This is a genomic window from Streptococcus equinus (genome assembly GCF_049393735.1).
In the GTDB taxonomy this organism is placed as follows: domain Bacteria; phylum Bacillota; class Bacilli; order Lactobacillales; family Streptococcaceae; genus Streptococcus; species Streptococcus equinus_G.
On the sequence record NZ_CP185946.1, the window covers coordinates 1,444,389 to 1,466,956 of the forward strand.

The 22,568-nt window shown below is 37.6% G+C and carries 25 protein-coding genes and 1 pseudogene; 3 read left to right on the forward strand and 23 right to left on the reverse strand.

Translation table 11 applies throughout. The features are described 5' to 3' along the window. Positions 1-238: 238 nt before the first annotated feature. The 10 genes and pseudogenes from ACNTMY_RS07250 to rplK form a co-directional block, all read right to left on the reverse strand. The gene (locus tag ACNTMY_RS07250) at positions 239-769 is read right to left on the reverse strand and encodes a GNAT family N-acetyltransferase (protein ID WP_423215949.1); all 531 of its coding nucleotides are present in this window, start codon (positions 767-769) and stop codon (positions 239-241) included. A 70-nt stretch (positions 770-839) separates the two neighbouring features. After that, positions 840-1,070 carry a hypothetical protein gene (locus ACNTMY_RS07255; protein WP_423215950.1) on the reverse strand — a complete coding sequence of 77 codons (231 nt, stop codon included), beginning with the start codon at positions 1,068-1,070 and terminating at the stop codon, positions 840-842. Positions 1,071-1,236: 166 nt separating this feature from the next. Beyond that, positions 1,237-2,302, reverse strand: a pseudogene (locus ACNTMY_RS07260) (PhoH family protein). A 105-nt stretch (positions 2,303-2,407) separates the two neighbouring features. Beyond that, on the reverse strand, positions 2,408-2,623 hold the full coding sequence (locus tag ACNTMY_RS07265; RefSeq protein WP_074628431.1) for a YozE family protein: 216 nt from the start codon (positions 2,621-2,623) through the stop codon (positions 2,408-2,410). Continuing rightward, complete coding sequence (gene msrA / locus ACNTMY_RS07270; RefSeq protein ID WP_423215951.1) at positions 2,620-3,129, reverse strand: peptide-methionine (S)-S-oxide reductase MsrA; 510 nt, start codon at positions 3,127-3,129, stop codon at positions 2,620-2,622. Before msrA ends, ACNTMY_RS07265 begins: the two co-directional genes overlap by 4 nt. 88 nt (positions 3,130-3,217) lie before the next feature. Further along, positions 3,218-4,084 carry a CvfB family protein gene (locus ACNTMY_RS07275; RefSeq protein ID WP_423215952.1) on the reverse strand — a complete coding sequence of 289 codons (867 nt, stop codon included), beginning with the start codon at positions 4,082-4,084 and terminating at the stop codon, positions 3,218-3,220. Between the two features lie 53 nt (positions 4,085-4,137). Further along, entirely contained in the window at positions 4,138-4,695 is a 558-nt protein-coding gene (gene frr / locus ACNTMY_RS07280) for a ribosome recycling factor (protein WP_004232884.1), read from the reverse strand. Between the two features lie 52 nt (positions 4,696-4,747). Beyond that, the gene (gene pyrH / locus ACNTMY_RS07285) at positions 4,748-5,485 is read right to left on the reverse strand and encodes a UMP kinase (protein ID WP_004232885.1); all 738 of its coding nucleotides are present in this window, start codon (positions 5,483-5,485) and stop codon (positions 4,748-4,750) included. 203 nt (positions 5,486-5,688) lie between these two features. Then, the gene (gene rplA / locus ACNTMY_RS07290) at positions 5,689-6,378 is read right to left on the reverse strand and encodes a 50S ribosomal protein L1 (RefSeq protein WP_004232886.1); all 690 of its coding nucleotides are present in this window, start codon (positions 6,376-6,378) and stop codon (positions 5,689-5,691) included. 155 nt (positions 6,379-6,533) lie between these two features. Continuing rightward, on the reverse strand, positions 6,534-6,959 hold the full coding sequence (rplK, locus tag ACNTMY_RS07295; RefSeq protein WP_423215953.1) for a 50S ribosomal protein L11: 426 nt from the start codon (positions 6,957-6,959) through the stop codon (positions 6,534-6,536). A gap of 247 nt (positions 6,960-7,206) precedes the next feature. On the opposite strand from rplK, the gene ACNTMY_RS07300 reads away from it, so the two are divergent. Next, entirely contained in the window at positions 7,207-7,560 is a 354-nt protein-coding gene (locus ACNTMY_RS07300; RefSeq protein WP_423215954.1) for a DUF3397 domain-containing protein, read from the forward strand. Between the two features lie 34 nt (positions 7,561-7,594). Here the strand turns inward: ACNTMY_RS07300 and ACNTMY_RS07305 are convergent, their stop codons facing one another. Then, positions 7,595-9,997, reverse strand: coding sequence for a DNA translocase FtsK (locus ACNTMY_RS07305; protein ID WP_423215955.1), 2,403 nt, complete (start codon positions 9,995-9,997; stop codon positions 7,595-7,597). Positions 9,998-10,099: 102 nt separating this feature from the next. On the opposite strand from ACNTMY_RS07305, the gene ACNTMY_RS07310 reads away from it, so the two are divergent. Together ACNTMY_RS07310 and ACNTMY_RS07315 are read left to right on the forward strand one after the other, a co-directional pair. Further along, on the forward strand, positions 10,100-10,903 hold the full coding sequence (locus ACNTMY_RS07310) for a peptidylprolyl isomerase (RefSeq protein WP_423215956.1): 804 nt from the start codon (positions 10,100-10,102) through the stop codon (positions 10,901-10,903). Between the two features lie 121 nt (positions 10,904-11,024). Continuing rightward, positions 11,025-11,678 carry a metal-dependent transcriptional regulator gene (locus ACNTMY_RS07315; RefSeq protein ID WP_423215957.1) on the forward strand — a complete coding sequence of 218 codons (654 nt, stop codon included), beginning with the start codon at positions 11,025-11,027 and terminating at the stop codon, positions 11,676-11,678. A 36-nt stretch (positions 11,679-11,714) separates the two neighbouring features. Here the strand turns inward: ACNTMY_RS07315 and ACNTMY_RS07320 are convergent, their stop codons facing one another. The 12 genes from ACNTMY_RS07320 to ACNTMY_RS07375 all read right to left on the reverse strand — a co-directional run bounded on the left by ACNTMY_RS07320 (position 11,715) and on the right by ACNTMY_RS07375 (position 22,567). Beyond that, complete coding sequence (locus ACNTMY_RS07320) at positions 11,715-12,407, reverse strand: 5'-methylthioadenosine/adenosylhomocysteine nucleosidase (RefSeq protein ID WP_423215958.1); 693 nt, start codon at positions 12,405-12,407, stop codon at positions 11,715-11,717. A gap of 62 nt (positions 12,408-12,469) precedes the next feature. Next, positions 12,470-12,799 (reverse strand): cell wall synthase accessory phosphoprotein MacP, encoded by a 330-nt coding sequence (gene macP, locus ACNTMY_RS07325; RefSeq protein WP_423215959.1) that lies wholly within the window; start codon positions 12,797-12,799, stop codon positions 12,470-12,472. 1 nt (position 12,800) lies between these two features. Then, positions 12,801-13,349, reverse strand: a complete 549-nt coding sequence (locus ACNTMY_RS07330) for an NUDIX hydrolase (RefSeq protein ID WP_021142906.1) — start codon at positions 13,347-13,349, stop codon at positions 12,801-12,803. Between the two features lie 150 nt (positions 13,350-13,499). Next, the gene (gene glmU / locus ACNTMY_RS07335) at positions 13,500-14,885 is read right to left on the reverse strand and encodes a bifunctional UDP-N-acetylglucosamine diphosphorylase/glucosamine-1-phosphate N-acetyltransferase GlmU (RefSeq protein ID WP_423215960.1); all 1,386 of its coding nucleotides are present in this window, start codon (positions 14,883-14,885) and stop codon (positions 13,500-13,502) included. Positions 14,886-15,014: 129 nt separating this feature from the next. Next, positions 15,015-15,977, reverse strand: a complete 963-nt coding sequence (locus ACNTMY_RS07340; RefSeq protein WP_423215961.1) for a Gfo/Idh/MocA family protein — start codon at positions 15,975-15,977, stop codon at positions 15,015-15,017. Positions 15,978-16,059: 82 nt separating this feature from the next. Then, positions 16,060-16,503: an ASCH domain-containing protein gene (locus tag ACNTMY_RS07345; protein WP_423215962.1), complete on the reverse strand. Its 444-nt coding sequence runs from the start codon at positions 16,501-16,503 to the stop codon at positions 16,060-16,062. Positions 16,504-16,604: 101 nt separating this feature from the next. Beyond that, positions 16,605-17,303, reverse strand: a complete 699-nt coding sequence (locus ACNTMY_RS07350) for a 3-oxoacyl-ACP reductase (protein WP_423215963.1) — start codon at positions 17,301-17,303, stop codon at positions 16,605-16,607. Then, entirely contained in the window at positions 17,296-17,532 is a 237-nt protein-coding gene (locus tag ACNTMY_RS07355) for a DUF2829 domain-containing protein (RefSeq protein WP_004232906.1), read from the reverse strand. Before ACNTMY_RS07355 ends, ACNTMY_RS07350 begins: the two co-directional genes overlap by 8 nt. 230 nt (positions 17,533-17,762) lie before the next feature. Further along, the gene (metG, locus tag ACNTMY_RS07360) at positions 17,763-19,763 is read right to left on the reverse strand and encodes a methionine--tRNA ligase (protein WP_033153159.1); all 2,001 of its coding nucleotides are present in this window, start codon (positions 19,761-19,763) and stop codon (positions 17,763-17,765) included. A gap of 150 nt (positions 19,764-19,913) precedes the next feature. After that, positions 19,914-21,575, reverse strand: a complete 1,662-nt coding sequence (locus tag ACNTMY_RS07365; RefSeq protein WP_423215964.1) for a hypothetical protein — start codon at positions 21,573-21,575, stop codon at positions 19,914-19,916. A gap of 91 nt (positions 21,576-21,666) precedes the next feature. Continuing rightward, positions 21,667-22,299: an SdpI family protein gene (locus ACNTMY_RS07370; RefSeq protein WP_423215965.1), complete on the reverse strand. Its 633-nt coding sequence runs from the start codon at positions 22,297-22,299 to the stop codon at positions 21,667-21,669. Then, entirely contained in the window at positions 22,286-22,567 is a 282-nt protein-coding gene (locus ACNTMY_RS07375) for an autorepressor SdpR family transcription factor (protein WP_423215966.1), read from the reverse strand. Before ACNTMY_RS07375 ends, ACNTMY_RS07370 begins: the two co-directional genes overlap by 14 nt. Between the last annotated feature and the right edge of the window lies 1 nt (position 22,568).

The following is a 22,568-nucleotide window of genomic DNA, read 5'->3' on the forward strand; positions in this document are numbered from 1 at the left end:
ATAAGCTAGAACGATGTGCGAAACCTGCCCAATCAATCACATACTATTCTGCTAATCCTGAAATAACATTGCTATTATGATTAACGTATAAGCTATCCTCCCAAATGTTTTTCCCTTTTTATTTGCAATCGGTTGCATATCCAATAAGAGTATATCATATTTCTGTGAAAACGCAAACAAGTTATGGTAACTTTTTGATAATTTAATCGAGAATGTGGTAAAAATTTCAAAGCTAAAATTATTTTTTAATTTGAAAATGTTGAAAAGTCACCCATTTTCCATTAAATTGTTTTGCGTTCGGGATACGCTCTACTTCCACCATGCCGATTTTACTCAATACTCGCGCCGAAGCTGGATTTTCAACAGCACAATAGCCATTAACTTCTTTTAGCCCTAAACCTTCAAAACAAAAGTCGACAATTTTTTGACTAACTTCAGTCGCAATACCTTGTCCCCAAAAACTTTTGTTGATGATATAACCAATTTCTGCACTGATACCATCAGACCAATTCATAATATCAATTGTACCGATGAATTCAGATGTTTCTTTTAAAACAATGCCATATCTGCCAAGAGGATTTCTTAAATAAACATCCTCAATCACTCTTTTAGTTTCTTCAATACTTTGGTTAGCTGGAAAGTCCCATCTAGTATTTTCTTTATCAGAGGTGTAAGAAAACATAGCACTTGCATCAGCCATCGTAACAGGCCTTAACAAAAATCGATTTGTTTCCATTGTTTTATTCTTTTTTAATTCTTCTTCAATCATCTCTTACCTCACTTTATGACCAATTTTCTCACATTTTATCACACAAAAAAAGAGGTTAAAAGAATTAACCTCAAATTTTTTCCATACTTGCATTGATATTGAAAAGCAGAGTCTGAAATTCATGTGCTAGTACTTTAGCTTGTTCACTCATTTTAACGAGCAATTCAGCTTCTTCATCACGTTCGTAAGCTTTATATTCAACTTTATCTAGAGCTTTTAATTCATGACTTAGCTTGTCAGCTTGATTTGTCAATTTTTCGCTGATTTTATTCAATTCTTCAAGTGAAGCGCGATCACACATGTTTCCCCTCCTTATAACTCAAAAAAATACTTATGCAATTAAAATTACTATTTATTCAATATAATGATATTTTACCACAAAAAATCGCCTTTTAGCCTATTCGCAAATATGAAAATTATATTTTTTACAAAAAAATCACACACCATTTTGGTGCGTGATTATTGGATTATTCTTTTTTATCGCTAGCTGGCTGACCAATAGTCTCATAGCTTGCAAAGCCTGATTCTGTAGCAGTTTCAGCTGCTTTTTCAGTTAAATGATGACCTTGCTTTCTCTCAGCATCTTTTTTCATAAGCATTAATAATTTCAGCAACTACTGGGTGACGAACCACATCACTTGCTGAAAAATGAACAAAATCAATTTGCTTAATGTGTTTTAATTTTTCAGTAGCATCAATAAGACCTGACTTAACTTTCTTAGGTAGGTCAATCTGGCTTGTATCACCATTGATAATCATTTTAGAGTTAAAACCAAGACGTGTCAAGAACATCTTCATTTGCATGATTGTTGTATTTTGTGCTTCATCCAAAATCACAAAAGCATCATCAAGTGTTCGACCACGCATGTAAGCTAGCGGAGCAATTTCAATAATATCTCGCTCCATCAAACGGGTTGTTTGCTCCTTTCCTAAAATTTGGTAAAGTGCATCGTAAACTGGACGAAGATATGGATCAACTTTTTCTTTTAAATCACCTGGCAAGAATCCTAAACTCTCACCAGCTTCAACTGCTGGTCGTGTCAAAATGATACGTTTAACTTGACCACGTTTTAAAGCTGTTACCGCTAAAGTAACCGCTAAGAATGTCTTACCAGTTCCTGCAGGTCCAATTCCAAAGACTACATCATGTGATTTAACACTGTCTGCATAAACTTTTTGTCCAAGTGTTTTTACACGAATCGGTTTTCCAGAATTATCCTTGATAATTTCTTCTTCATAAAGGGCAACAAATTTGTCAATAGAGCCATTTTGCGCCATAGAAAGAGCCGTTACCACATCAGATGTATTAACTAACATGCCACGAGAAACCAAAACTAGCAAAGCTTGAATCGTTACACGCGCTAACTCGACACTTTCTTCTTCATCTCCTAAAATCTGTACACGCTCTGTACGGGCATGAATAATCACCCCAAGATTATCTTCAATTAATTTCAAATGACGCTCATTTGAGCCAAACAGCGCTAGCACATCATCAGGATGATTTAAAGTAATTTCAACAGAATGCTCTTGCAAATAGAGTCCCTCTTTCTTTGTGTTTGATAAGCCTATTATAGCTTATTTAAAGCAAAAAATCACGACTTACCGTGATTTCATTTGTTATTTAAAAATCCTTAGCTCTTAGTGAGCAAGATAATCTTCCCAAATTTTGTCAAATTCGCTAAGATTAAAAGCAAAATCAGCTTCATCTTCTAGATAACGACTAATCGTTTCAAAATTATCTGTGTGTTTTGGAAATGTCGTATCATCAAAAACAAGATCAGCTAAAATCGCTACTGGTTCATGACTTTTAGGATTGCGCTGAGTCATCAACCAAGTATAAAATGATTTTCTCATTTCCAGTTTTCCTCCAAGAAAGCATGTCTTATTGCACTACTTTTAGCATAGTGTTCAGGATTTTTCTTATAAAATCCTTGATGATAATCCTCAGCTAAATAAAATGGTTGCACTGGCTCGATAGCAGTCACAATCGGATCCGTAAAACGTCCTGAAGCCTGTAAAGCAGCTTTTGATGTTTCCGCAATTTCCTTTTGGCGGTCATCACTGTAAAAAATGACCGGACGATAATTGTCACCACGATCTTCGAATTGCCCAAAAGCATCTGTCGGATCTGTCTGTGCCCAATACAGTTCAACTAAATCAGCATAAGAAACTTTTTCTTCATCAAAAATAATTTCTACCGCTTCAGTATGTCCAGTCTTATGAGCTTTGACTTCTTCGTATGTTGGATTTTCAACATGACCACCAGTATAGCCTGAGCGTACAGACAAAATTCCATCTAATTCTTCAAATGGCTGCACCATACACCAAAAACAACCACCAGCAAAAATCGCACGTTCCATTCCATCACCTCAAAATTTTAATGGTAATATTATATCAAAAAAGTGCCCAAGGGACACTTTTTTTGCACCAATATTGAACAGATAAGACTTATTCAGCGTCTTCAATCAACTCAGTACCAAATTGATCTTGTTTTACTTTGCGTGCTTTCATCAAACCGCCAAGTGCTTTTTTGAATTGACCTTTAGAAATACCAAAAGTAGCTTTGATATCTGCAGGGGATGATTTATCATTCAATGTCATGAACCCACCGTTTGACTGAAGATAAGTCAAAATCATTTGTGAGTCATTTTCAAGCATTTCAAATGAGCGAGGTTTCAATGACAAATTGAGTGTGCGGTCAACTTCGCGGAATCCAATCACTCGAGCTGTTACTTCTTCACCAAGACGTGGCTCAGCATAACGTTCACTTGGGTGAATAAATCCAAGCATGTTATTATCTGGAAGGTAAACAAAAGTTCCTGATAATTTCAAACGATAAACAATGGCGCGCAGTTTTTCATTTTGCATGTTGTTGTAAGCCGGACCAGCCATTTTTTGGAAAATTTCTGGTTGAGCTGGAATAGCCCAAATGCGGTCTTTTTTGTCTACGTCAAGGTGAACATAGAGTTTATCACCTTTTTTAGGCCAAAGTTCTTTCAAATCAGGCAAAACATCAAGTGACACAACAAATTGTTTGTCAGCAAGGCCAGTATCCAAAAAGACTCCTAAATCGCGACGAACTTCTGTCACGACTCCCCAACCATAACTTGTACGGGTTGTAGCAACCTCTGCAGTTGTCAAACGAGCTTTTTGATGCATATCTGTGTAGGCAAAACCTTTGACCATATCACCAATCTTATGTTCACCTTCAGCTTTATCAAGCATGAAAGTCACACCGTCTTTTTGTACAAAATATGCTTTTGCATTTTCATCAATCACAAGACCTGTGATGACAGTGGCAAGTAAATTATTCATGTATTCTTTCCTTTATAAAAGGGAGTGGAAAGTCCACCCCCAAACCTTATTGATTAGACTTCAAGCAATTCTTTTTCTTTGTTAGCTGTCATTGTGTCAATGTGTTTAACAGCTTCGTCAGTTGCTTTTTGAATGTCTTTTTCAAGAACTTTCAATTCGTCTTCAGTGATTTCTTTAGCTTTTTCTTGTTTTTTAGCTTCGTCCATAGCATCACGGCGGATGTTACGGATAGCAACTTTAGCATTTTCACCAACTTTTTTAACGTCTTTAGCAAGAGCTTTACGAGTTTCTTCTGTAAGAGCTGGGATAACCAAGCGAATTACTGAACCATCGTTAGCTGGGTTAATACCAAGGTCTGAAGCGTTGATAGCGTGTTCGATATCTTTCAAAGATGATTTATCAAATGGAGAAATCAAAAGAACACGTGCTTCTGGAACTGTGATAGAAGCCAATTGGTTAAGTGGCGTCATTGCTCCATAGTATTCTACTTGAATGCGGTCCAAAAGTGATGCATTTGCACGACCTGCACGAATTGAAGCAAATTCACGTGCTAATGAACTGTGTGATTGCTCAAAGCGTTCTTTAGCTTTTTCGATAATAGCATTAGCCATAGATTTTATTAATCCTCATTTCTTGTTTTTTGGGAAATAGCAGAGCTGACAATTAGTTGTCGTGGTGTTCAGCTTTATTTGAAACAGTTGTTCCGATTGCCTCACCAAAGACAACACGTTTAATATTACCAGCTTGGTTCATGTTGAAGACAACCAAATCAATATCGTTGTCCATTGAAAGAGTAGATGCAGTTGCATCCATGATTTTAAGACCACGTTTGATAACTTCACCGTGAGTCAATTCATCAAATTTAACGGCGTTAGCATCTTTCTTAGGATCGGCGTTATAAACACCGTCAACACCATTTTTAGCCATCAAGATAGCTTCGGCGTCAATTTCAGCTGCACGAAGGGCGGCTGTTGTATCAGTTGAGAAGTAAGGTGAGCCGATACCAGCAGCAAAGATAACAATGCGACCTTTTTCAAGGTGACGAAGAGCACGACCACGGATGTATGGTTCTGCAACGTTTTGCATTGGAATTGATGTTTGAACACGAGTGTCAACACCATTTTGTTGAAGGCTATCAGCCATAACAAGAGCGTTCATCACTGTTCCAAGCATACCAGTGTAGTCCGCTTGAACACGATCCATACCAGCTGCAGCAGCTGGTTCCCCGCGCCAAAGGTTTCCACCACCGATAACCAAAGCAATTTCGACACCTGAACTATGTACTTCAGCAATTTCTTTTGCGATAGTTTTAACAGTTTTAATGTCGATTCCGACACCTTTTTCACCAGCTAACGCTTCACCAGATAATTTAATTAAAATACGTTTATACTTAGGTTCCACTTCAAGTTACTCCTTCTTTTATCTTTACTATTTTAACATAAAATGCCTGTTTTACCTAGCAAAATCCGCGGAATTTTAAAAGATTACAGCCAAGCACTTTATGACTTTAAAACTGATAAATAATTTCCCTTTTTTCCTATAAAATTAATCACACAGCCCATAAAAAAATCCGTTTCAAAGAAACGGATTCTTTAATGTATCAATTAGAATGAGCTTGGATCTACTTTGATACCTACACCTTGTGTAGTAGTGATTGACAAGTTAGTCATGTAAGTACCTTTAGCAGTAGCTGGTTTAGATTTAACCATAACTTCGTGGATAGCTTTGAAGTTTTCAACCAATTTGTCTGCGTCGAATGATACTTTACCGATGATAGCTTGTACGTTACCTGCTTTGTCAGCACGGTAAGTGATTTTACCACCTTTAGATTCTTCAACTGCTTTAGCAACATCCATAGTTACTGTACCAGTTTTAGGGTTTGGCATAAGGTTACGAGGTCCAAGGACACGTCCAAGACGTCCAACGATAGCCATCATGTCTGGTGTAGCGATAACTACGTCAAAGTCAAGCCAACCGTCGTTGATTTTAGCAACAAGGTCGTCTTCACCAACGAAGTCTGCACCAGCAGCTTTAGCTTCTTCAGCTTTAGCACCACGTGCGAATACAAGAACACGTTGTGTTTTACCAGTACCGTTTGGCAATACCATTGCACCACGGATTTGTTGGTCTGCTTTACGAACGTCAATGTTAAGTTTGTATGCAACTTCTACAGATGCATCAAATTTTGCGAAGTTTGTTTCTTTTGCAAGAGCTACAGCTTCTTCTACGCTGTAAGCTTTAGTGCTGTCGATTTTTTCAAGTGCAGCACGCATTTGTTTGCTTTTTTTAGCCATTTAAAATTCTCCTTGTAATGTGGTCATATCGATTTGATTTAAAATCTCCCACGTCACTCATCAAATTACGATGAAGTCTTGCGGGTCTAGCGTGAATTAATCTCAATGGTACAGTGTGTTTACCTCAATTAAGTCACAATTTGGGTTGCTATTGATTAGTCAACAACAGTGAATCCCATAGAACGAGCAGTACCTTCAATCATACGCATTGCAGATTCAACATTTGCAGCGTTTAAGTCTGGCATTTTAGTTTCAGCAATTTCTTGTACTTGTGCACGAGTAACTGTTGCAACTTTAGTTGTGTTAGGTGTTCCTGAACCTTTTTCAACACCTGCAGCTTTTTTCAAAAGAACAGCAGCTGGTGGAGTTTTAGTTACAAAATCAAATGATTTATCTTCATATACTGAGATAACAACTGGGATGATCATACCAGCTTGATCAGCTGTACGAGCGTTAAATTCTTTAGTGAATCCCATGATGTTGATACCTGCTTGACCAAGAGCTGGTCCGACTGGTGGAGCTGGTGTAGCTTTACCAGCAGGAATTTGAAGTTTAACAACTTTTTCGACTTTTTTAGCCATTTATAAAATCCTCCTGTTGTGGTTTTGGCGGTAATTAAGATTTTTACCTCCCACAGATATGCTCAATAGCATACCCTACCATTATACATTAATTCTAGGAAAAAGCAAGGAATATGATTCATTATTTTTTAATTTTCCTTAAGATTTTAAACTATTATTTTCATCGACTTTTTTGAGCAACATTTTCCTTAAAAATATATCATAGTAATCATTTACTTCTTCAAACTTTCAGTATAAAATATAAGACATGATGATGTACAAATTATTTTCCTTTTCTTTTATCTTTTTAACACCAATTTTTGCTTATATTCTGGTTAATTTTTTCAATTTAAAACGCTTTGGCATTCTCTTTACCGACCTTGCTTTTCCACTTTTTGCGTTTGAGATTGCTTTGGTCGTTAATAAATTTTTAGATAGCAGTGTCTTTTTTTACTATTTAATCTGTTTATCCTTACTGGCGCTTAGCTTAACCGCATTTTTCTTAAAGAGAAATCACTCATTTTCTTACCGTCGTTTTGGTAAATTTTTCTGGCGTTCAGGTTTTATCGTCACATTTATTTTTTACATTATTGTTTTAATTTTAGTTTTTACACTTGCATAATAAAAACGTTAACCTTCTGGCTAACGTTTTTTTATTATGCTTCTGGATTTGGATTGGTCATTAGGACTTTACGTGGTTTTGTTCCTTCGGCTGGTCCGATAACTCCTGCTGCTTCTAGTTCATCCATCAAGCGTGTTGCGCGGTTAAAGCCGACTGATAAACGACGTTGAAGCATTGAGGCGCTTGCCTTTTGAGTTTCAAGAACCAAAGCTTTAGCATCTTCAAAGAGCGGGTCACCTTCTTGCGAAGCACCGCCTCCACCTGATTTCAAATCAGATTCAGACACTTCACCTGGATCAAAACTATCATCGTAATCTGCGTCAGCTTGATTTTTGATAAAGCCAACAATACGTTCAACATCATCATCTGATATAAATGAACCTTGCAAACGAACAGGGTGATTTTCATCAATTGGTTTAAAGAGCATATCACCACGTCCAAGAAGTTTTTCAGCACCATTTTCATCTAAAATCGTACGACTATCAGTTCCTGATGATACGGCAAAGGCTACACGTGATGGCACGTTTGCCTTAATCAAACCGCTGATGACATCTACAGATGGACGTTGTGTAGCAAGAATCATATGAATCCCTGCTGCACGCGCTTTTTGTCCCAATCGAATAATAGCATCTTCAACTTCTTTGCTAGCAACCATCATCAAGTCGGCAAGCTCATCGACAATAACCACAATCAGTGGCAATGGAATTTGTTTTTGCTCAGATTTTGCGTTAAATTCTTCAACCTTAGCATTGTATCCTGCGATATTTCGCACACCAAAATGACTGAAGAGTTCGTAACGATTTTCCATCTCATCAACCACTTTTTGAAGTGCACGCGCTGCTTTTCGTGGATTTGTCACTACTGGAATCAAAAGATGGGGAATGTCGTTATAGACTGATAACTCAACCATCTTAGGGTCAATCATCATGAATTTGACTTGATCTGGACGAGCTTTCATCAAGATACTTGCGATAATTCCGTTAACAGCAACGGATTTCCCTGAACCAGTTGAACCTGCTACAAGCAAGTGCGGCATGCGAGCAAGGTCAAAGGTACGGGCAGTTCCGTTAACAGCCTTACCAAGCGGAACTTCAAGAAGTTTATTTGGATCTGTGTCTGCTTGTTCCCAAAGCTCACGGAAAGTAACTGTAGCAATCTCTGAGTTTGGTACTTCAATACCGACTAAAGATTTACCTGGAATCGGTGCTTCGATGCGAACATCTTTGGCAGCAAGCGCAAGGGCTAAATCGTCAGCCAAATTTGAAATACGGTTAACACGCACACCAACAGCTGGTTTTACTTCGTATTTTGTAACTGACGGACCAATTTCGGCACGTTCAACCTTAACATCAATACCAAAACTGTTGAAAGTATCTTCTAAAACCTTGATATTCTTACGAACCAGATTTTTTTCTTTTGATTGATTTTTAGGTTTATCTGGTGCAAAAAGGTCAATTGTCGGCAACTTATAGAGAAGATTTGCCTTGGCTGTGAAATCAACATCTAGTGGCTCATTGTCGTCTTCTTCATCAAGCATTGCTTGCTCAGCTGGCGTAATCTCAGATTTTTCATCATCAAGTGCTGGTACATCAAGGTCATCAAGTGACTGATTATAAGCAAGAATCTCAGGTTCACTTGCTTCTGGTTCTGCTGGAAGATTTTCAAATAATGACGCTTCGTTGTCGTCAGGTCCATCAAGAATTTCACCAGTTTCCTCATCAACTGTTAATTGAGCCAAACGCTCTTCTTCCTCTTTTTGAGCCTGTTCTTGACGTTTTTGCTCAGCAAGCGCACGTTTTTCTTCACGTTTGACAAAGCGTTTTTGTTTTCTAATTTCATTTTTTGCAGCCCATTCTTGAGATTTTTCTTTAAAGAAATCAACCAAGTCATAGACTTCCCATGGGCTCATCAAAAACAATCCTAAAACGATGAACAATCCACCAATCAAAAATGTCCCAATATTTGAGAAGAGAAAGGCTACTGGCTTATAAAGAAGAGCACCAAGCATCCCTCCACCAGCAAATGTCGTCACTTTGAATCTGATTAAATCATTGTAAATCAAGCCAGCTGTGGTCGAGAAAATCTCCTTATCACGGAATTTTGCAAGTGAGAAAAGGTAAGCATGCCATTCAAGCAAAAGCCCAATCATCGTCACAACAAAACCACCAATAAGCCCCGTTTGCTTGTGAAGCCACTTGAATCCGATAAAATATATAAGAACCGCAAACATCAGCACGTAAGCTAAACTACCTACTACAAATCGGACAATATTATAAACAGTTATCCCAAAAATTCCCAAGCGAGCAATTGCAAAGAAAAAAATAACTGCAGTAATAATCGCCATGATGAAGCGTTCCATTGCTTTTTGTCTTTTTATTTCTGCTTTTGTCGGGCGTCTCGTACGACGTCCTTTTTTTCTACTTTTTGTTTTTGCCATACGAGTATTATACCATTTTTTAGACTTTTAAGTCATCAGCTTCGATTTGTGATAAAATGTAGTCATTAACAGTTTTTAAACGTTTTCTTTATAGGAGGAATCATGAAAAAAATTTGGAAATTTGCTCTAGTAGCAGTATGCCTAGCAAGCTTATCAGGATGCGAAAACATGACACGCGCTATCCGCGGAGACGAGTATGTGGATGCCAAAATTCAACAAAGCGCAAGCGAATCTTCTTCAAAACAATACGCTAAAGATGTCCAAAAAGCACTAAAATCCGATAGCTCTGCCTTTCCACAATTATCATCAGAAGTTGCTAAAGATGAAGCTGAAGTGATTATACACACCTCTAAAGGTGACATCACACTCAAGCTTTTTCCAAAATACGCACCACTAGCAGTGGAAAACTTCTTAACTCATGCAAAAAAAGGGTATTATGACAATCTGCTTTTCCACCGCGTTATCTCAGATTTCATGATTCAATCAGGTGACCCTAAAGGAGACGGTACTGGCGGTGAATCCATCTGGAATGGTAAGAATACAAAAATCGATTCTGGTAACGGCTTTGCAAATGAAATCTCACCTTATCTTTACAACATTCGTGGGGCACTCGCTATGGCAAATGCTGGCGCTGATACCAACGGCAGTCAATTTTTCATCAACCAAAATACTGCTGATCAATCTTCAAAACTCTCAAGCGATCGCTATCCAAAAGCTATTATCGATACTTATGCCAAAGGTGGAAATCCAAGTTTAGATGGCAACTATACTGTATTTGGTCAAGTTATCAGTGGCATGGATATCGTTGATAGCATTGCCAGCGTTGAAACTGACAGCAACGACAAACCAACTACTGATATTACTATCACAAGTATTGAAATCGTTAAAGATTATCAATTCAAATAAATTCTGTAAAGCAAGTTAGGAATTCCTGACTTGTTTTTTTAAAAAATCCTTATCTAGCAAGCAATTGGCATCATGTTCGAATAATTTTTTGCTATAATAGAGAGACAGAAAGTGAGAGACTATGACACCTAATAAAGAAGATTATCTAAAATGTATTCACGAACTTGGAGAAACTAAAACCAAAATCACCAATAAGCGAATTGCTGCCTCAATGGAAGTTTCAGCACCAGCCGTCACTGAAATGGTTAAAAAAATGATTGCTGAAGAACTTATCATCAAAGATAAAGAAGTGGGTTACTACCTCACTCGCAAAGGGTTATCACTCGTCTCAAAACTCTACCGTAAACACCGCCTTATCGAGGTCTTCTTGGACAGTTATCTCAACTACAGCCCAGATGAAATTCACCAAGAAGCTGAGGTACTTGAACACACCGTTTCAACAACCTTCATCGATCGCCTAGAAGAAAAACTAGGCTTTCCTGAATTTTGTCCGCACGGTGGTACTATTCCTAAGAAAGGTGAACTCTTGATTGAGGTTCACAATGAAACCCTCAGCCAGATCGAAGAATTGGGAAGTTATCACATCAGTCGTACCCATGACGAAGCACGTCTACTTAATTACTTAGCAGAACATGGGCTAAAAATCAATGATGTCGTTGAACTTATTAAAGTTGACGATTTTGCTAAGACACACACTCTTGCATATGGTACGAATCAGCTTGTCATCCCTGAAAGAATCGCTGAGCAGATTTACGTGCAAAAAATTAATGACTAATAAAAAAACCAAAGGTAGTTAACCTTTGGTTATTTTTTATGCTAATTTTTCAAGGAATGACATCAAGATTTTAGCTGATTTTTTACCAGCTTCAATGATGAATTCATCAAAAGTAATGTTAGCGTCATGAGCTGCTGTGTCAGACATAGCACGAACAACGATAAATGGTTTGTGCAAATTATGAGCTGCTTGTGCGATAGCTGCACCTTCCATTTCAACTGCTTGAACAGCTGGGAAAGCAGATTTAATAGCATCGATTTTATCTTGACCAGCAATGAATGAATCACCAGTAGCAATCAATCCAATTTTACTTGTCACATTTGCTTCGCTTAACACTTGTTCAAATGTCTTAACAAAAGCATCATCTGATTCAAAATAGAGCGGTTGTCCAGCCATTTGACCGTAATCATAGCCAAATGCTGTGACGTCAACATCGTGGTAAACCAATTTGTCAGCAACAACCACATCACCAACACTTAATCCTTCTGCCACAGCACCAGCTGAACCTGTATTGATAAGAGCATCAACACTAAAATGGTCAGCAAGAATTGCTACAGACATAGCAGACATAACTTTACCAATTCCTGATTGAACAAGGACAACTTGGTGCTTCCCTAGTTGACCTTCATAGTAAGTATTTCCCAAAACATCATGCTCAACTTTGTTTTCCAAATGACTAACAAGAAGTTCTAATTCTTGTTCCATTGCTGCAATAATTCCAATTTTCATAATAACACTCACAAGAACTAACACCGTAAAGGTATCAGTAATCCTGTTTCTCCTTTCATTTTTTATAAATTAAAGACTGCGAAAAATAAAGCCATCAGCAATAAAATCACAATAAACATAATAAGATTTAGTTTTCGTTGAAACTTGCTACGCTTCGCGTTTTCAATTCGACGACTTTTATAAACGTGCTGATTATCATTTTTACGTTCTTTCAACTTATCCAAGAGACCTCGTGAACTTTCTCGCTCGTAAGGTACGTAAGTATTCAGTGTATCAAAATGATCTGTAGAGATAATTTTTGTCTCTTCGGTATCCTCGTAATTGTCATCATAAAAGATTTCACCACGGTTAGCACGTTCGATTATTTCGTCTGTTAAAAGTGGTTTTCCCATTTTATCCTCCAAAATGCAGAGCATAATACTGAAGGGCTATAATCGTTTTAGCGTCTTCGATTGCTCCAGATTTGACCAAATCCATACATTCTTGGTAGGTTAATTCAAGAATTTCTAAAACTTCATCATCATCTTGTGGACGTGGATTTGGCACTTTTTGCAAATGAGTTGCTTGATAAAGCTTAATCTTCTCATTACAAAAACCAATAGCTGTATAAAACTCATGAATTTGTTTTAAATCGCCAGAATATCCTGTTTCCTCTTCTAATTCACGTGCAGCGGCTTCTTGTTCAGAACCGTTTTCGCCGATTTCGAGTTTACCAGCAGGAATTTCATAAGAAACTTTTTCGATTGCTTTGCGGTATTGTTTGACCAAAATGATTTTATCATCATCTGTTACAGCTAAGACAGCAACAGCTCCTCGGTGAAGAACCAATTCACGCTTAGCTTGTCCAAGATTATTTGGTAACTCAATATCATCAACAACAACCTTAAAAACATGCCCATCAAAAATCTCAGTTCGTTTGAGCGTTTTTTCTTCAAAATCCATACTCGGTATTCTCCCTAAAAATATTTCCATATAAATTTTACTACAAAATAGTAAGAAATGCTATTCTCATAAGATTAAGCCTTCGAAATATCGTTGAAATATCCTAAATTTTTCTAAAAAGTCTGGAACTTTCGTTCCAGACTTTCTTGATTATTTTTTCTTGTTGTTTGGATGGTGTGGTTTGTTAAGAGCATAACCTGCTTTGTTAACTTGACGACCACGTCCAATTGCAAGCGCATCTTTTTCAACATCTTGATAAATTGTTGAACCTGCTGCTGTAAGTGCATTGTCACCCAATGTCACTGGAGAAATGATTGTTGAGTTACTTCCAACAAAGACATTGTTTCCAATAGTTGTGTTAAATTTATGTTGACCATCGTAGTTAGCGATGATAGTTCCGGCACCAAAGTTAACATCATGTCCAGTTGTTGTGTTTCCAATGTAAGTCAAGTGACCCGCTTTTGTACCTTTACCAACAGTTGATGATTTCACTTCAACGAAGTTACCAACGTGAACCATTTCTTCAAGTGTTGAATCTGGACGAACGTGAGCAAATGGACCAATTGTGACACCATCTTTAACGACAGATTTTTCAATCATTGAATTTGTGATTACAACATTTTCACCGATTGTAGAATCAACAAGATAAGTACCGTTTGTCAAAACAGAACCAGAACCAACTTTAGTATTTCCTTTAAGGGTTACATTTGCTTCAATCATAACGTCAGGTGCAATTTCAACATCAACATCGATATAAGTTGCTGCTGGATTTTGGAAAGTGACACCATTAACCATATGGTTTTTGTTGATACGACGGCGCATAATATCTTCTGCTGTTGCAAGAGCTACACGGTCATTAACACCAAGACTTTCATCAAAATCATGAAGCACGTAAGCACCAACTTTTTCACCAGCGTTACGGAAAATTGAAATAACGTCAGTCAAATAGTACTCACCTTGAGCGTTGTTTGTATTAATATTTTTAAGAGCTTCAAACAAGCGTTTGTTATCAAAAACGTATGTTCCTGTATTGATTTCTTTGACTTGACGTTCATATTCAGAAGCATCTTTTTGTTCAACAATCTTAAGCACTTCACCATTTTCATTACGGATGATACGTCCATAACCGAATGGATTTTCAGCAGTCGCTGTTAAAATAGTTGCAACATTTTTGTGGCTAACGTGAAATTCAATCAATTCTTTCAAGCTTTCGCCAGTGATAAGTGGTGTATCACCTGCGATAACAAGTGTTTGACCATCAAGACCAGCCAATTCGTCTTCTGCCATCATGACAGCGTGACCAGTACCAAGTTGTTCTGTTTGCATGACAAATTCTGATTTGCCAGCTAAAACTTCACGAACCATTTCTGCTTTATGTCCAATAACAGTAACGTTTTTTTCTGGATTCAAAGCTGATACCGCACGAAAGACATGTTCTAACATTGTAATTCCTGAAACTTTATGAAGAACCTTAGGAAGGTCAGATTTCATACGAGTTCCTTTACCAGCTGCTAAAATAATTGCATAATTTGACATGATTTCATTCCTTAAAAAAATAGAGTAGATTTGTAAGTTAACTAAAAATTTTCAATCAACTTACACAAGCTACTCTATTATATCACATTTACCGCCTCAAGGCTTAATTTTATGGCATCTGCACCTTAACTACATACTCTTAACAGCTTCGTCCAAAACTTCCATGACTAGACGGCTGTGGTCAAGTGCTAGTTTTGTTGCTGCCATATCTTTATGTTCGATGATAGCTTGAAAGGCTACAAACTCATCGTGCATACGATGGTTTAAGGAATTTTCATTAATCATTGTCATGCTTTGACCATTTAAGGCTAGAGATAATTCTGGCATGCTATTTGTTGGTCCAAGTACAGCAATAGACCCTTTATTTCCTTGAATAGTTGACTTGATATCAGCACTACAATCTTTAGCACCAATACAAGCAGCCTTGAAATGTCCATAATCCATAATCAAAATTCCTGAAGTGTCCACATCGCGTTCAACATTTGCCAAATACTGAACTTTTTCAGGTTTACCAAACAAACCGACCACCAAATGAATATTATAAATATTGAGATCACGCAGAGCACCTCCACCTTTTGCTGGATCAAAGGCTGGCGCAATTTCACCACGTTTAAAAGCATCATAACGAGATGAATATTGTGAATAGTTACACTCTACAATCTTAATCTCACCAAGTTTTGAAAGATTAGACTTGATAGAAGCAAAATTACCAAGGTATTGGTTGGTAATGGCTTCAAGCAAAATTTGATTTTCTTGCTCAGCTATTTTAGCCAAATCTTCAAACTCAGCCAAAGTAAGTGTAAATGGCTTTTCACAAATGACGTTTTTGCCAGCTAACAAAGCTTTTTTAGCGTAGTCATAATGCAAGTGATTTGGAAGGGCAACATAAACCGTATCCACATCTGGATTTGCCAAAATGCTATCGTAGTCGCTACTAGCTTGACTAATCGCATAAACCTCGGCTAGTTTTTCAGCCTTTTCAATGCTGCGCGGTGTTGATAAAATCGCTGATAATTCGATTCCATTAATTTCTTTTAAAACTGGTAAAACCTCTTCAACGATTTTTCCTGTTCCTAAAATAGCTAATTTCATGGATTTCCTCCTAATTAATGTCTAAGCACAGTTTAGCACATGTTCGTTTCTCAAACTGATACTATAACAAGTAATTGTCATACTAAAGTGTGGGATAGACCACTTCAAATTCTTCAAGAACAATTTGGCTATCACCGTTAAATGTCAGACCGTATTCATTGTAATAAGGTTTGAAAAACTTCTCGTGAACATCACGCCAATAAGCTAATGTCCTATCACCCTCGCCTTCTTTGAAAGCGTGCTCTGCTGACACCTGATTAAATGGCACAACAGAAACTTTCTTGATTTGAATGATACAAACTGCTTGGTCTTGACTGTCGAGAACCACATCATAAGACCCAACCTCAGGTAGCGGGTCATTATCAACAGCGTATAAATCATAAGCCGATGCTGTCGCTGTTTTTGTTCCTTCAAGGACTAGCTGCGCTAACAAATTAGCTTCTACTCCAAATTGCCAAGCATCAATATCATCTCCGATTGAAGGATTTATTTTTTTGTATTTGTTCCAAAGTTCTTGTGCGTTCATAAGCTTTCTCCTGTTCTTTTCTGTCTTACTTCAATTACGAGTTCGACAGAGAGTAGCCTATGGTTTTCTCCTCTTCATTTCAGAAGTCTCCTTATCTCTATTTATTTCAAACTCCAGCCGCCGTCGATTTTGATAATTTCACCTTGCATAGATGTAGCTTTTCCTGATGCTAAAAATTCTGTCAAGTCAGCAATTTCTTCAGGCTTGCTCCAACGTCCGATTGGTGTTTCTTGAGCAACCCAGTCAGCCAAGCCTCCTGGTTCAAAATCGCTAGCTGTCATGGCTGTCTTAACCGCACCTGGTGCAATACCAAACACTTGAATCTTATCTTTGGCGTAGTCAAGTGCAAGCTGACGCGTGAAACCTGCAAGTGCATGCTTACTAGCTGTGTAAGCTGCTCCGCCCCCACCTGCAATAAATGAAGCAATCGAGCACATGTTAATGATGATACCTGATTGTCTTTCAACCATTTTAGCTAAATAATGGCGAGTGATTTTAACCGTCGCGAAAAAATTAGTCTGAAACACGCGCTCGAGTTCATCGTCTGACACTTCAAGCAGTGGCTTATAGGCATCGAGAATTCCAGCGGTGTTACACAAGATGTCCACGTCCTGAACAAAATCGTAGAGCGCAGCTAAATCCGTCGTCAAATCTAACTGTAGAAAATGAAAGTTTTCATTTTTAATCTCAGGCGCTTGCGATTTATCAACACCGTATACCGCACAGCCATTTTCTAAAAAAAGTCGTGCTTGCGCAAGTCCAATCCCTGAGCTCACACCTGTGATAAGTACTTTAGTCATGGACTTCAACCCAGTCAGTGGCTAGGACATCACACGGAGTTGGTGACCACATTGAAAATCCTTCGCCCTCACCTGATACATTGATGAGGAAGTATGGTGTCACTGGAAGTGCCACACCATTTTGCTCGATGCTGTCAAAAAGCTGAACGTAATTTTCTGCTCCGCCCCAGCCAGTACGCACATATTTTTTCTTAGCCTTCAGACCAGGCAAAATTTCTTCAAAAGTCATTTTTTCTCTCCTTGATAATTAATACCACTAGTATACCAAAAAACGAGCCCTAAGGCTCGTTTGGGTTATTATCTTATAACACGTTTCTCGATTCTAACAAATTCTATTTTTGACGCTACAGAATTTCTTCAAAATTTCTATTATTTTTTACATGTGAAAGCAATATAAAAGCCCAGCTTTTGTGGCAAAAGTGTACAAAAGCTGAGCATTCTATTTATTACTATTAATAATTAACCGATTTGGCTACCGTTTGGTACACTTGGATCAACTGTAAGAACAGTCAAGTTACCATCATGTTCAGCTGATAAAATCATACCTTGGCTAAGAAGTCCCATCATTTTACGTGGTTTCAAGTTAGCAACGATTTGTAATTTTTTACCAACAAGTTCTTGTTCGTTTGGATAGAATTTCGCAATTCCTGAAAGGATTTGGCGGTCCTCGCCATCACCAGCGTCAAGACGGAATTTAAGAAGTTTTTCTGAACCTTCAACTTTAGAAACTTCTTTGACTTCGGCAACACGAATTTCTACTTTGTCAAAGTCATCAAATTTGATAGCTTTCTTTTCGTTTTTAAGTTCAACTTCTGCTGGATCCCATTCTTTTTCTTCAGCAACAACTGCACCTGCACCCATGTTCGCTTTGATGTAGTCAATTTCAGCTTCCATATCAAGACGTGGGAAGATTGGTGTTCCTTTAGCAACAACTTTCACACCTTCTGGGAATCCTGACAAAGCAAGATTTTCAAGGTCAAAGTTAGCTCCAAGACCAAGTTGTTCCATGATAGCATTTGATGTCGTCATCATGAATGGTTGGATAAGGTGAGCAACCACACGAAGACTAGCTGCCAAGTGAGCCATTACTGCTGCTAATTCATCGCGTTTAGCTTCATCTTTAGCAAGTACCCAAGGAGCTGTTTCATCAATGTATTTGTTTGTACGTGAGATGATACTCCACACAGCATCAAGTGCGCGTGGGTAATCAACTGCGTTCATTTGTTTATGATATTCAGTGATTTTTTCAGCGACAAGTGCTGCCAAGTCAGCATCAAATTCAGTCACGTTTTCAACATAAGCTGGCACTTCGCCACCGAAGTATTTGTTAATCATGGCAACAGTACGGTTAAGAAGGTTACCAAGGTCATTGGCTAATTCATAGTTGATACGTCCTACGTAATCTTCTGGTGTAAATGTTCCGTCTGAACCTACTGGAAGTGAACGCATGAGATAGTAACGAAGTGGGTCAAGACCGAAACGTTCAACAAGCATTTCTGGATAAACCACGTTACCTTTAGATTTAGACATTTTACCGTCTTTCATGACAAACCATCCGTGGGCAATCAAGCGTTCAGGCAATTTCATGTCAAGCATCATAAGCATAATTGGCCAGTAAATTGAGTGGAAACGAAGGATATCTTTACCAACCATGTGGAAGACAGTTCCGTTCCAGAATTTATCAAAGTTTGCGTGGTCTTCTTGACCATAACCAAGTGCTGTTGCATAGTTAAGAAGGGCATCAATCCATACGTAAACAACGTGTTTTGGATTTGATGGGACTTTAACACCCCATGTAAATGATGTACGGCTGACAGCCAAATCTTCAAGACCTGGTTCGATGAAGTTTTTAATGATTTCGTTCATACGACCATCAGGTTGGATGAAGTCTGGGTGTGCATGGAAGAATTCAACCAAGCGGTCAGCGTATTTTCCAAGACGTAGGAAGTAAGATTCTTCAGAAACCCATTCAACTTCGTGTCCAGAAGGGGCGATACCACCAATGACTTTTCCGTTTTCATCACGGAAGACTTCTTCTAATTGGCTTTCTGTAAAGAATTCTTCATCTGAGACTGAGTACCAACCAGAATATTCACCTAGATAAATATCATCTTGTGCCAACAATTTTTCAAAAACTTCAGCAACAACTTTTTCATGATAATCATCAGTTGTACGGATAAATTTATCATATGAGATATCAAGCATTTCCCAAAGTTTTTTAACATCAGCAGCCATGCCATCAACATATGCTTGTGGTGTAATTCCAGCTTCTTCAGCTTTTTGTTGAATTTTTTGACCGTGTTCATCAAGACCAGTCAAATAGAAAACATCATAGTTCATCATACGTTTGTAACGTGCTAAAACGTCACAAGCAATTGTTGTGTAAGCAGAACCGATGTGAAGCTTACCTGATGGGTAGTAAATCGGTGTTGTAATATAAAATGGTTGTTTACTAGTCATTTTCTTTCCTTTCAAATAGGAGCAAATGAAACTCCTTTATTGATAACACCTAATTATAACACAATTTTATGGCTGATTATAGGCTAAATGCTGGGGCATACGAAAAAATCGTATTAAAAAGACTGAGAACACCATCTCAGTCTTTATATATTATTTTTCAGTTGTGATTTCAAATTTTGTTAGGTAATTATCCTTTTGCAATTCACCTTTGAATTGATCACCGACTGTAAGGAATGGAAGACTGTCTGTTGTGTCAGTCGTTGCCTTAACTTTGTAAATTTCTCCAGATGAAGAAATGTAATAAACTGTTGAACCTGAAATCATCTGACTAGCTAATTTATCAACAACTCCAGTAATCACCTTAACTTTCTCAGCAGATTTGCCAGAATTAGTTGTGACACCAGATAAAGCTGATGTATCAGAATCTGTGAATTTTGCAATTAAAGTCTCGATATCATTGTCAACGGTAACTTGTTGATAATCTTCAGCGTCTACAATTGCATAAGATTTGACCAAACCAGCAGCATCTTTAAGAGAAACAAGATAGTAAGCTTTGCCGTCTAATTTTACAAGTGTCGGAGCTGTCGCTTCATAATGTTTTTCTTGAACTTCACCTTCTGCTGATTCTTGCGCAGCAGTTTCAGTCGCTGATGCCAATTTATAATTTGTCACTTCACGCGTTCTCATGTTAACCAAGATAAATCCAAGGTTTGATGAATCCGCAGTTGCTGATGTAATACCTGTATAAAGGTAAATATCTGAACCAATTGAAATGTAATTGTAGATATCAGTTGTCTTTTTAACGCCAGTTTGGCTGAAAACCGTATTCCAGAAACCTTTTTGATAAGTGTAATAATCATCAACACGACTAATAACGTTATTAGCTGAGAAGACACGGTCAACCCAATCAGGAATATCCTTGAGGTCATAACGTTTTGTTTCACCTGTCACTGCATTAAGTAAGATAGCACCTGTTGGATCGCTAGAACTTAACATGAATTTAGGTTTGTAAGTCGTTGCAACGTAGTAAGGATTACCTTGGTCATCAACTTCAAATGATGGATCTCCAAAAATTGCAGTTGGATATTTTAGGCGTAGATAGCGGAGCGTATCATTGAAGAAGTACTCAGAATCAGAGTATTTCATTCCTTTATCAAGTTTGACAAGTTCAGCTTTACCAGTTGTTTGATTGACTTTGACGTAGTAACCAATACCTTCTTTATGGTTAGAGAACCATTTCCAGAAAGATTTGTATTCAAGAGGTGAGACACGGTAGGGCTGCTCACCAATTGTCACTTGACGATAATCATCTGAAATGCCAAATTGAGAAACTTTATCAATAGTTCCAAGATAAGTATCACCAATTTTCTTAGCTGATGAGCGGTCAAGCAAAGCTAAGTGAGAAATATCTGTTTCTGGAAAATCTGATGTGAAATCAGCATCTTTTACTTTAATAACGTTAGCGTAACTTTTTGCTCTGAACAATCGAGAGTTAAAGAAAGACGAAACGCTTAGTAATAGAACAATCCCCACAATGACAGTACCAATAACAGACAATGTTTTTCCATGTTTTGGTGTTGGGGTAGAGACGACTTTGCGCACACGTGTCCCAGGCATTTGAACAGTAACTTGTTGAAGTTTTCCTGTCAAAGACAACAAAAGTACTGCTCCAAAAGCTAGAGCTAATCCTTCTAAGACAAATGCCCAAAAACCAGTACTAAGCGGGTTAAGTGGTGGCAAAAACATCCAATAACTAGCTAACATGACAATAAACCAGAGAGCTAGCAAACAATATGAAATTGTCTTTTTCATAAAATAAATCTCCTTTATTTTGTCCTATCATTATAACACAATTAAACAAAATTTTATCAAAAAAATAGAAAAGCCTCTGAAGAATCAGAGACTATTTTTTTCGACTAAGAATGAATGAGTACACAATAGGGACAGCAGTCATAACCGCAATAACCACTCCCATCACGTAAGGCAAAGCCACTTGAATAAAACTTTCAAGCAAGATAATCAAGCCACCAATCACCCACAATTTTCCTGCCATACGGTGAGTTTTATACCAATTTTTATCATCAGAAAGTGTCCAAGGAATACGAATACCAACTGTGGCATTTCGTTGTATCTTAGGAAGATAATTGCCAATCACGATAAAAACAATCGCTAGAAAAGTTGTGACAAGTGTTGGACCACTCTTAATAAAACCAAGTGCGTTAGCATAGATTGATCCTTGAATAATCAAACTCAAAACTGGAATCAACCAAGTATAAAATCTTCTCATTTTTGCTGGAATATTGACTTTTACAGATTCTTTTTCAAAAGATGCCAGACAAATAATTTGAAAAAGAAGAAACAATGCTGGAAAAGCAAAAAGCGTAAAAAGCTTGCTGCTATAACCATCTGCTTGACCATCAATTCCAAAATGAGTCGGGATTTTTTCAGGAAGTTGATTCCAGAAAATTGCTCCAATCACCATTGGCAATGCAATCACAAGTGCTGTCATCAAAAATTCTTTATTAGTTTTTTTCATTTTTCGAAGACTCCTTTAAATCAGCCAACCAAGCCATGACATCCTCTAAAACCGAGGTAGATAATTCATAATAAATAAAATTTTTTTCTCGTTTTTCAACAACCAATCCAGCCTTTTTCAAAATGCTAAGATGGTGCGAAATCGTTGCCCAAGCCACATCAAACTGCTCTGAAATCTCACCAGCCGTTAGCGACTTTTCCTTTAATAAATTCAGAATCTCTCTTCGGATTGGATGTGACAAAGCTTTAAATGTTTCAGCGAATGTCATA

Coding starts and splice junctions, on each gene's coding strand:
- ACNTMY_RS07250 (WP_423215949.1), bottom strand. CDS start 769: ATGATTGAAGAAGAATTAAAAAAGAATAAAACAATGGAAACAAATCGA.
- ACNTMY_RS07255 (WP_423215950.1), bottom strand. CDS start 1,070: ATGTGTGATCGCGCTTCACTTGAAGAATTGAATAAAATCAGCGAAAAA.
- ACNTMY_RS07265 (WP_074628431.1), bottom strand. CDS start 2,623: ATGAGAAAATCATTTTATACTTGGTTGATGACTCAGCGCAATCCTAAA.
- msrA (WP_423215951.1), bottom strand. CDS start 3,129: ATGGAACGTGCGATTTTTGCTGGTGGTTGTTTTTGGTGTATGGTGCAG.
- ACNTMY_RS07275 (WP_423215952.1), bottom strand. CDS start 4,084: ATGAATAATTTACTTGCCACTGTCATCACAGGTCTTGTGATTGATGAA.
- frr (WP_004232884.1), bottom strand. CDS start 4,695: ATGGCTAATGCTATTATCGAAAAAGCTAAAGAACGCTTTGAGCAATCA.
- rplA (WP_004232886.1), bottom strand. CDS start 6,378: ATGGCTAAAAAAAGCAAACAAATGCGTGCTGCACTTGAAAAAATCGAC.
- rplK (WP_423215953.1), bottom strand. CDS start 6,959: ATGGCTAAAAAAGTCGAAAAAGTTGTTAAACTTCAAATTCCTGCTGGT.
- ACNTMY_RS07300 (WP_423215954.1), top strand. CDS start 7,207: ATGATGATGTACAAATTATTTTCCTTTTCTTTTATCTTTTTAACACCA.
- ACNTMY_RS07305 (WP_423215955.1), bottom strand. CDS start 9,997: ATGGCAAAAACAAAAAGTAGAAAAAAAGGACGTCGTACGAGACGCCCG.
- ACNTMY_RS07310 (WP_423215956.1), top strand. CDS start 10,100: ATGAAAAAAATTTGGAAATTTGCTCTAGTAGCAGTATGCCTAGCAAGC.
- ACNTMY_RS07315 (WP_423215957.1), top strand. CDS start 11,025: ATGACACCTAATAAAGAAGATTATCTAAAATGTATTCACGAACTTGGA.
- ACNTMY_RS07320 (WP_423215958.1), bottom strand. CDS start 12,407: ATGAAAATTGGAATTATTGCAGCAATGGAACAAGAATTAGAACTTCTT.
- macP (WP_423215959.1), bottom strand. CDS start 12,799: ATGGGAAAACCACTTTTAACAGACGAAATAATCGAACGTGCTAACCGT.
- ACNTMY_RS07330 (WP_021142906.1), bottom strand. CDS start 13,349: ATGGATTTTGAAGAAAAAACGCTCAAACGAACTGAGATTTTTGATGGG.
- glmU (WP_423215960.1), bottom strand. CDS start 14,885: ATGTCAAATTATGCAATTATTTTAGCAGCTGGTAAAGGAACTCGTATG.
- ACNTMY_RS07340 (WP_423215961.1), bottom strand. CDS start 15,977: ATGAAATTAGCTATTTTAGGAACAGGAAAAATCGTTGAAGAGGTTTTA.
- ACNTMY_RS07345 (WP_423215962.1), bottom strand. CDS start 16,503: ATGAACGCACAAGAACTTTGGAACAAATACAAAAAAATAAATCCTTCA.
- ACNTMY_RS07350 (WP_423215963.1), bottom strand. CDS start 17,303: ATGACTAAAGTACTTATCACAGGTGTGAGCTCAGGGATTGGACTTGCG.
- ACNTMY_RS07355 (WP_004232906.1), bottom strand. CDS start 17,532: ATGACTTTTGAAGAAATTTTGCCTGGTCTGAAGGCTAAGAAAAAATAT.
- metG (WP_033153159.1), bottom strand. CDS start 19,763: ATGACTAGTAAACAACCATTTTATATTACAACACCGATTTACTACCCA.
- ACNTMY_RS07365 (WP_423215964.1), bottom strand. CDS start 21,575: ATGAAAAAGACAATTTCATATTGTTTGCTAGCTCTCTGGTTTATTGTC.
- ACNTMY_RS07370 (WP_423215965.1), bottom strand. CDS start 22,299: ATGAAAAAAACTAATAAAGAATTTTTGATGACAGCACTTGTGATTGCA.
- ACNTMY_RS07375 (WP_423215966.1), bottom strand. CDS start 22,567: ATGACATTCGCTGAAACATTTAAAGCTTTGTCACATCCAATCCGAAGA.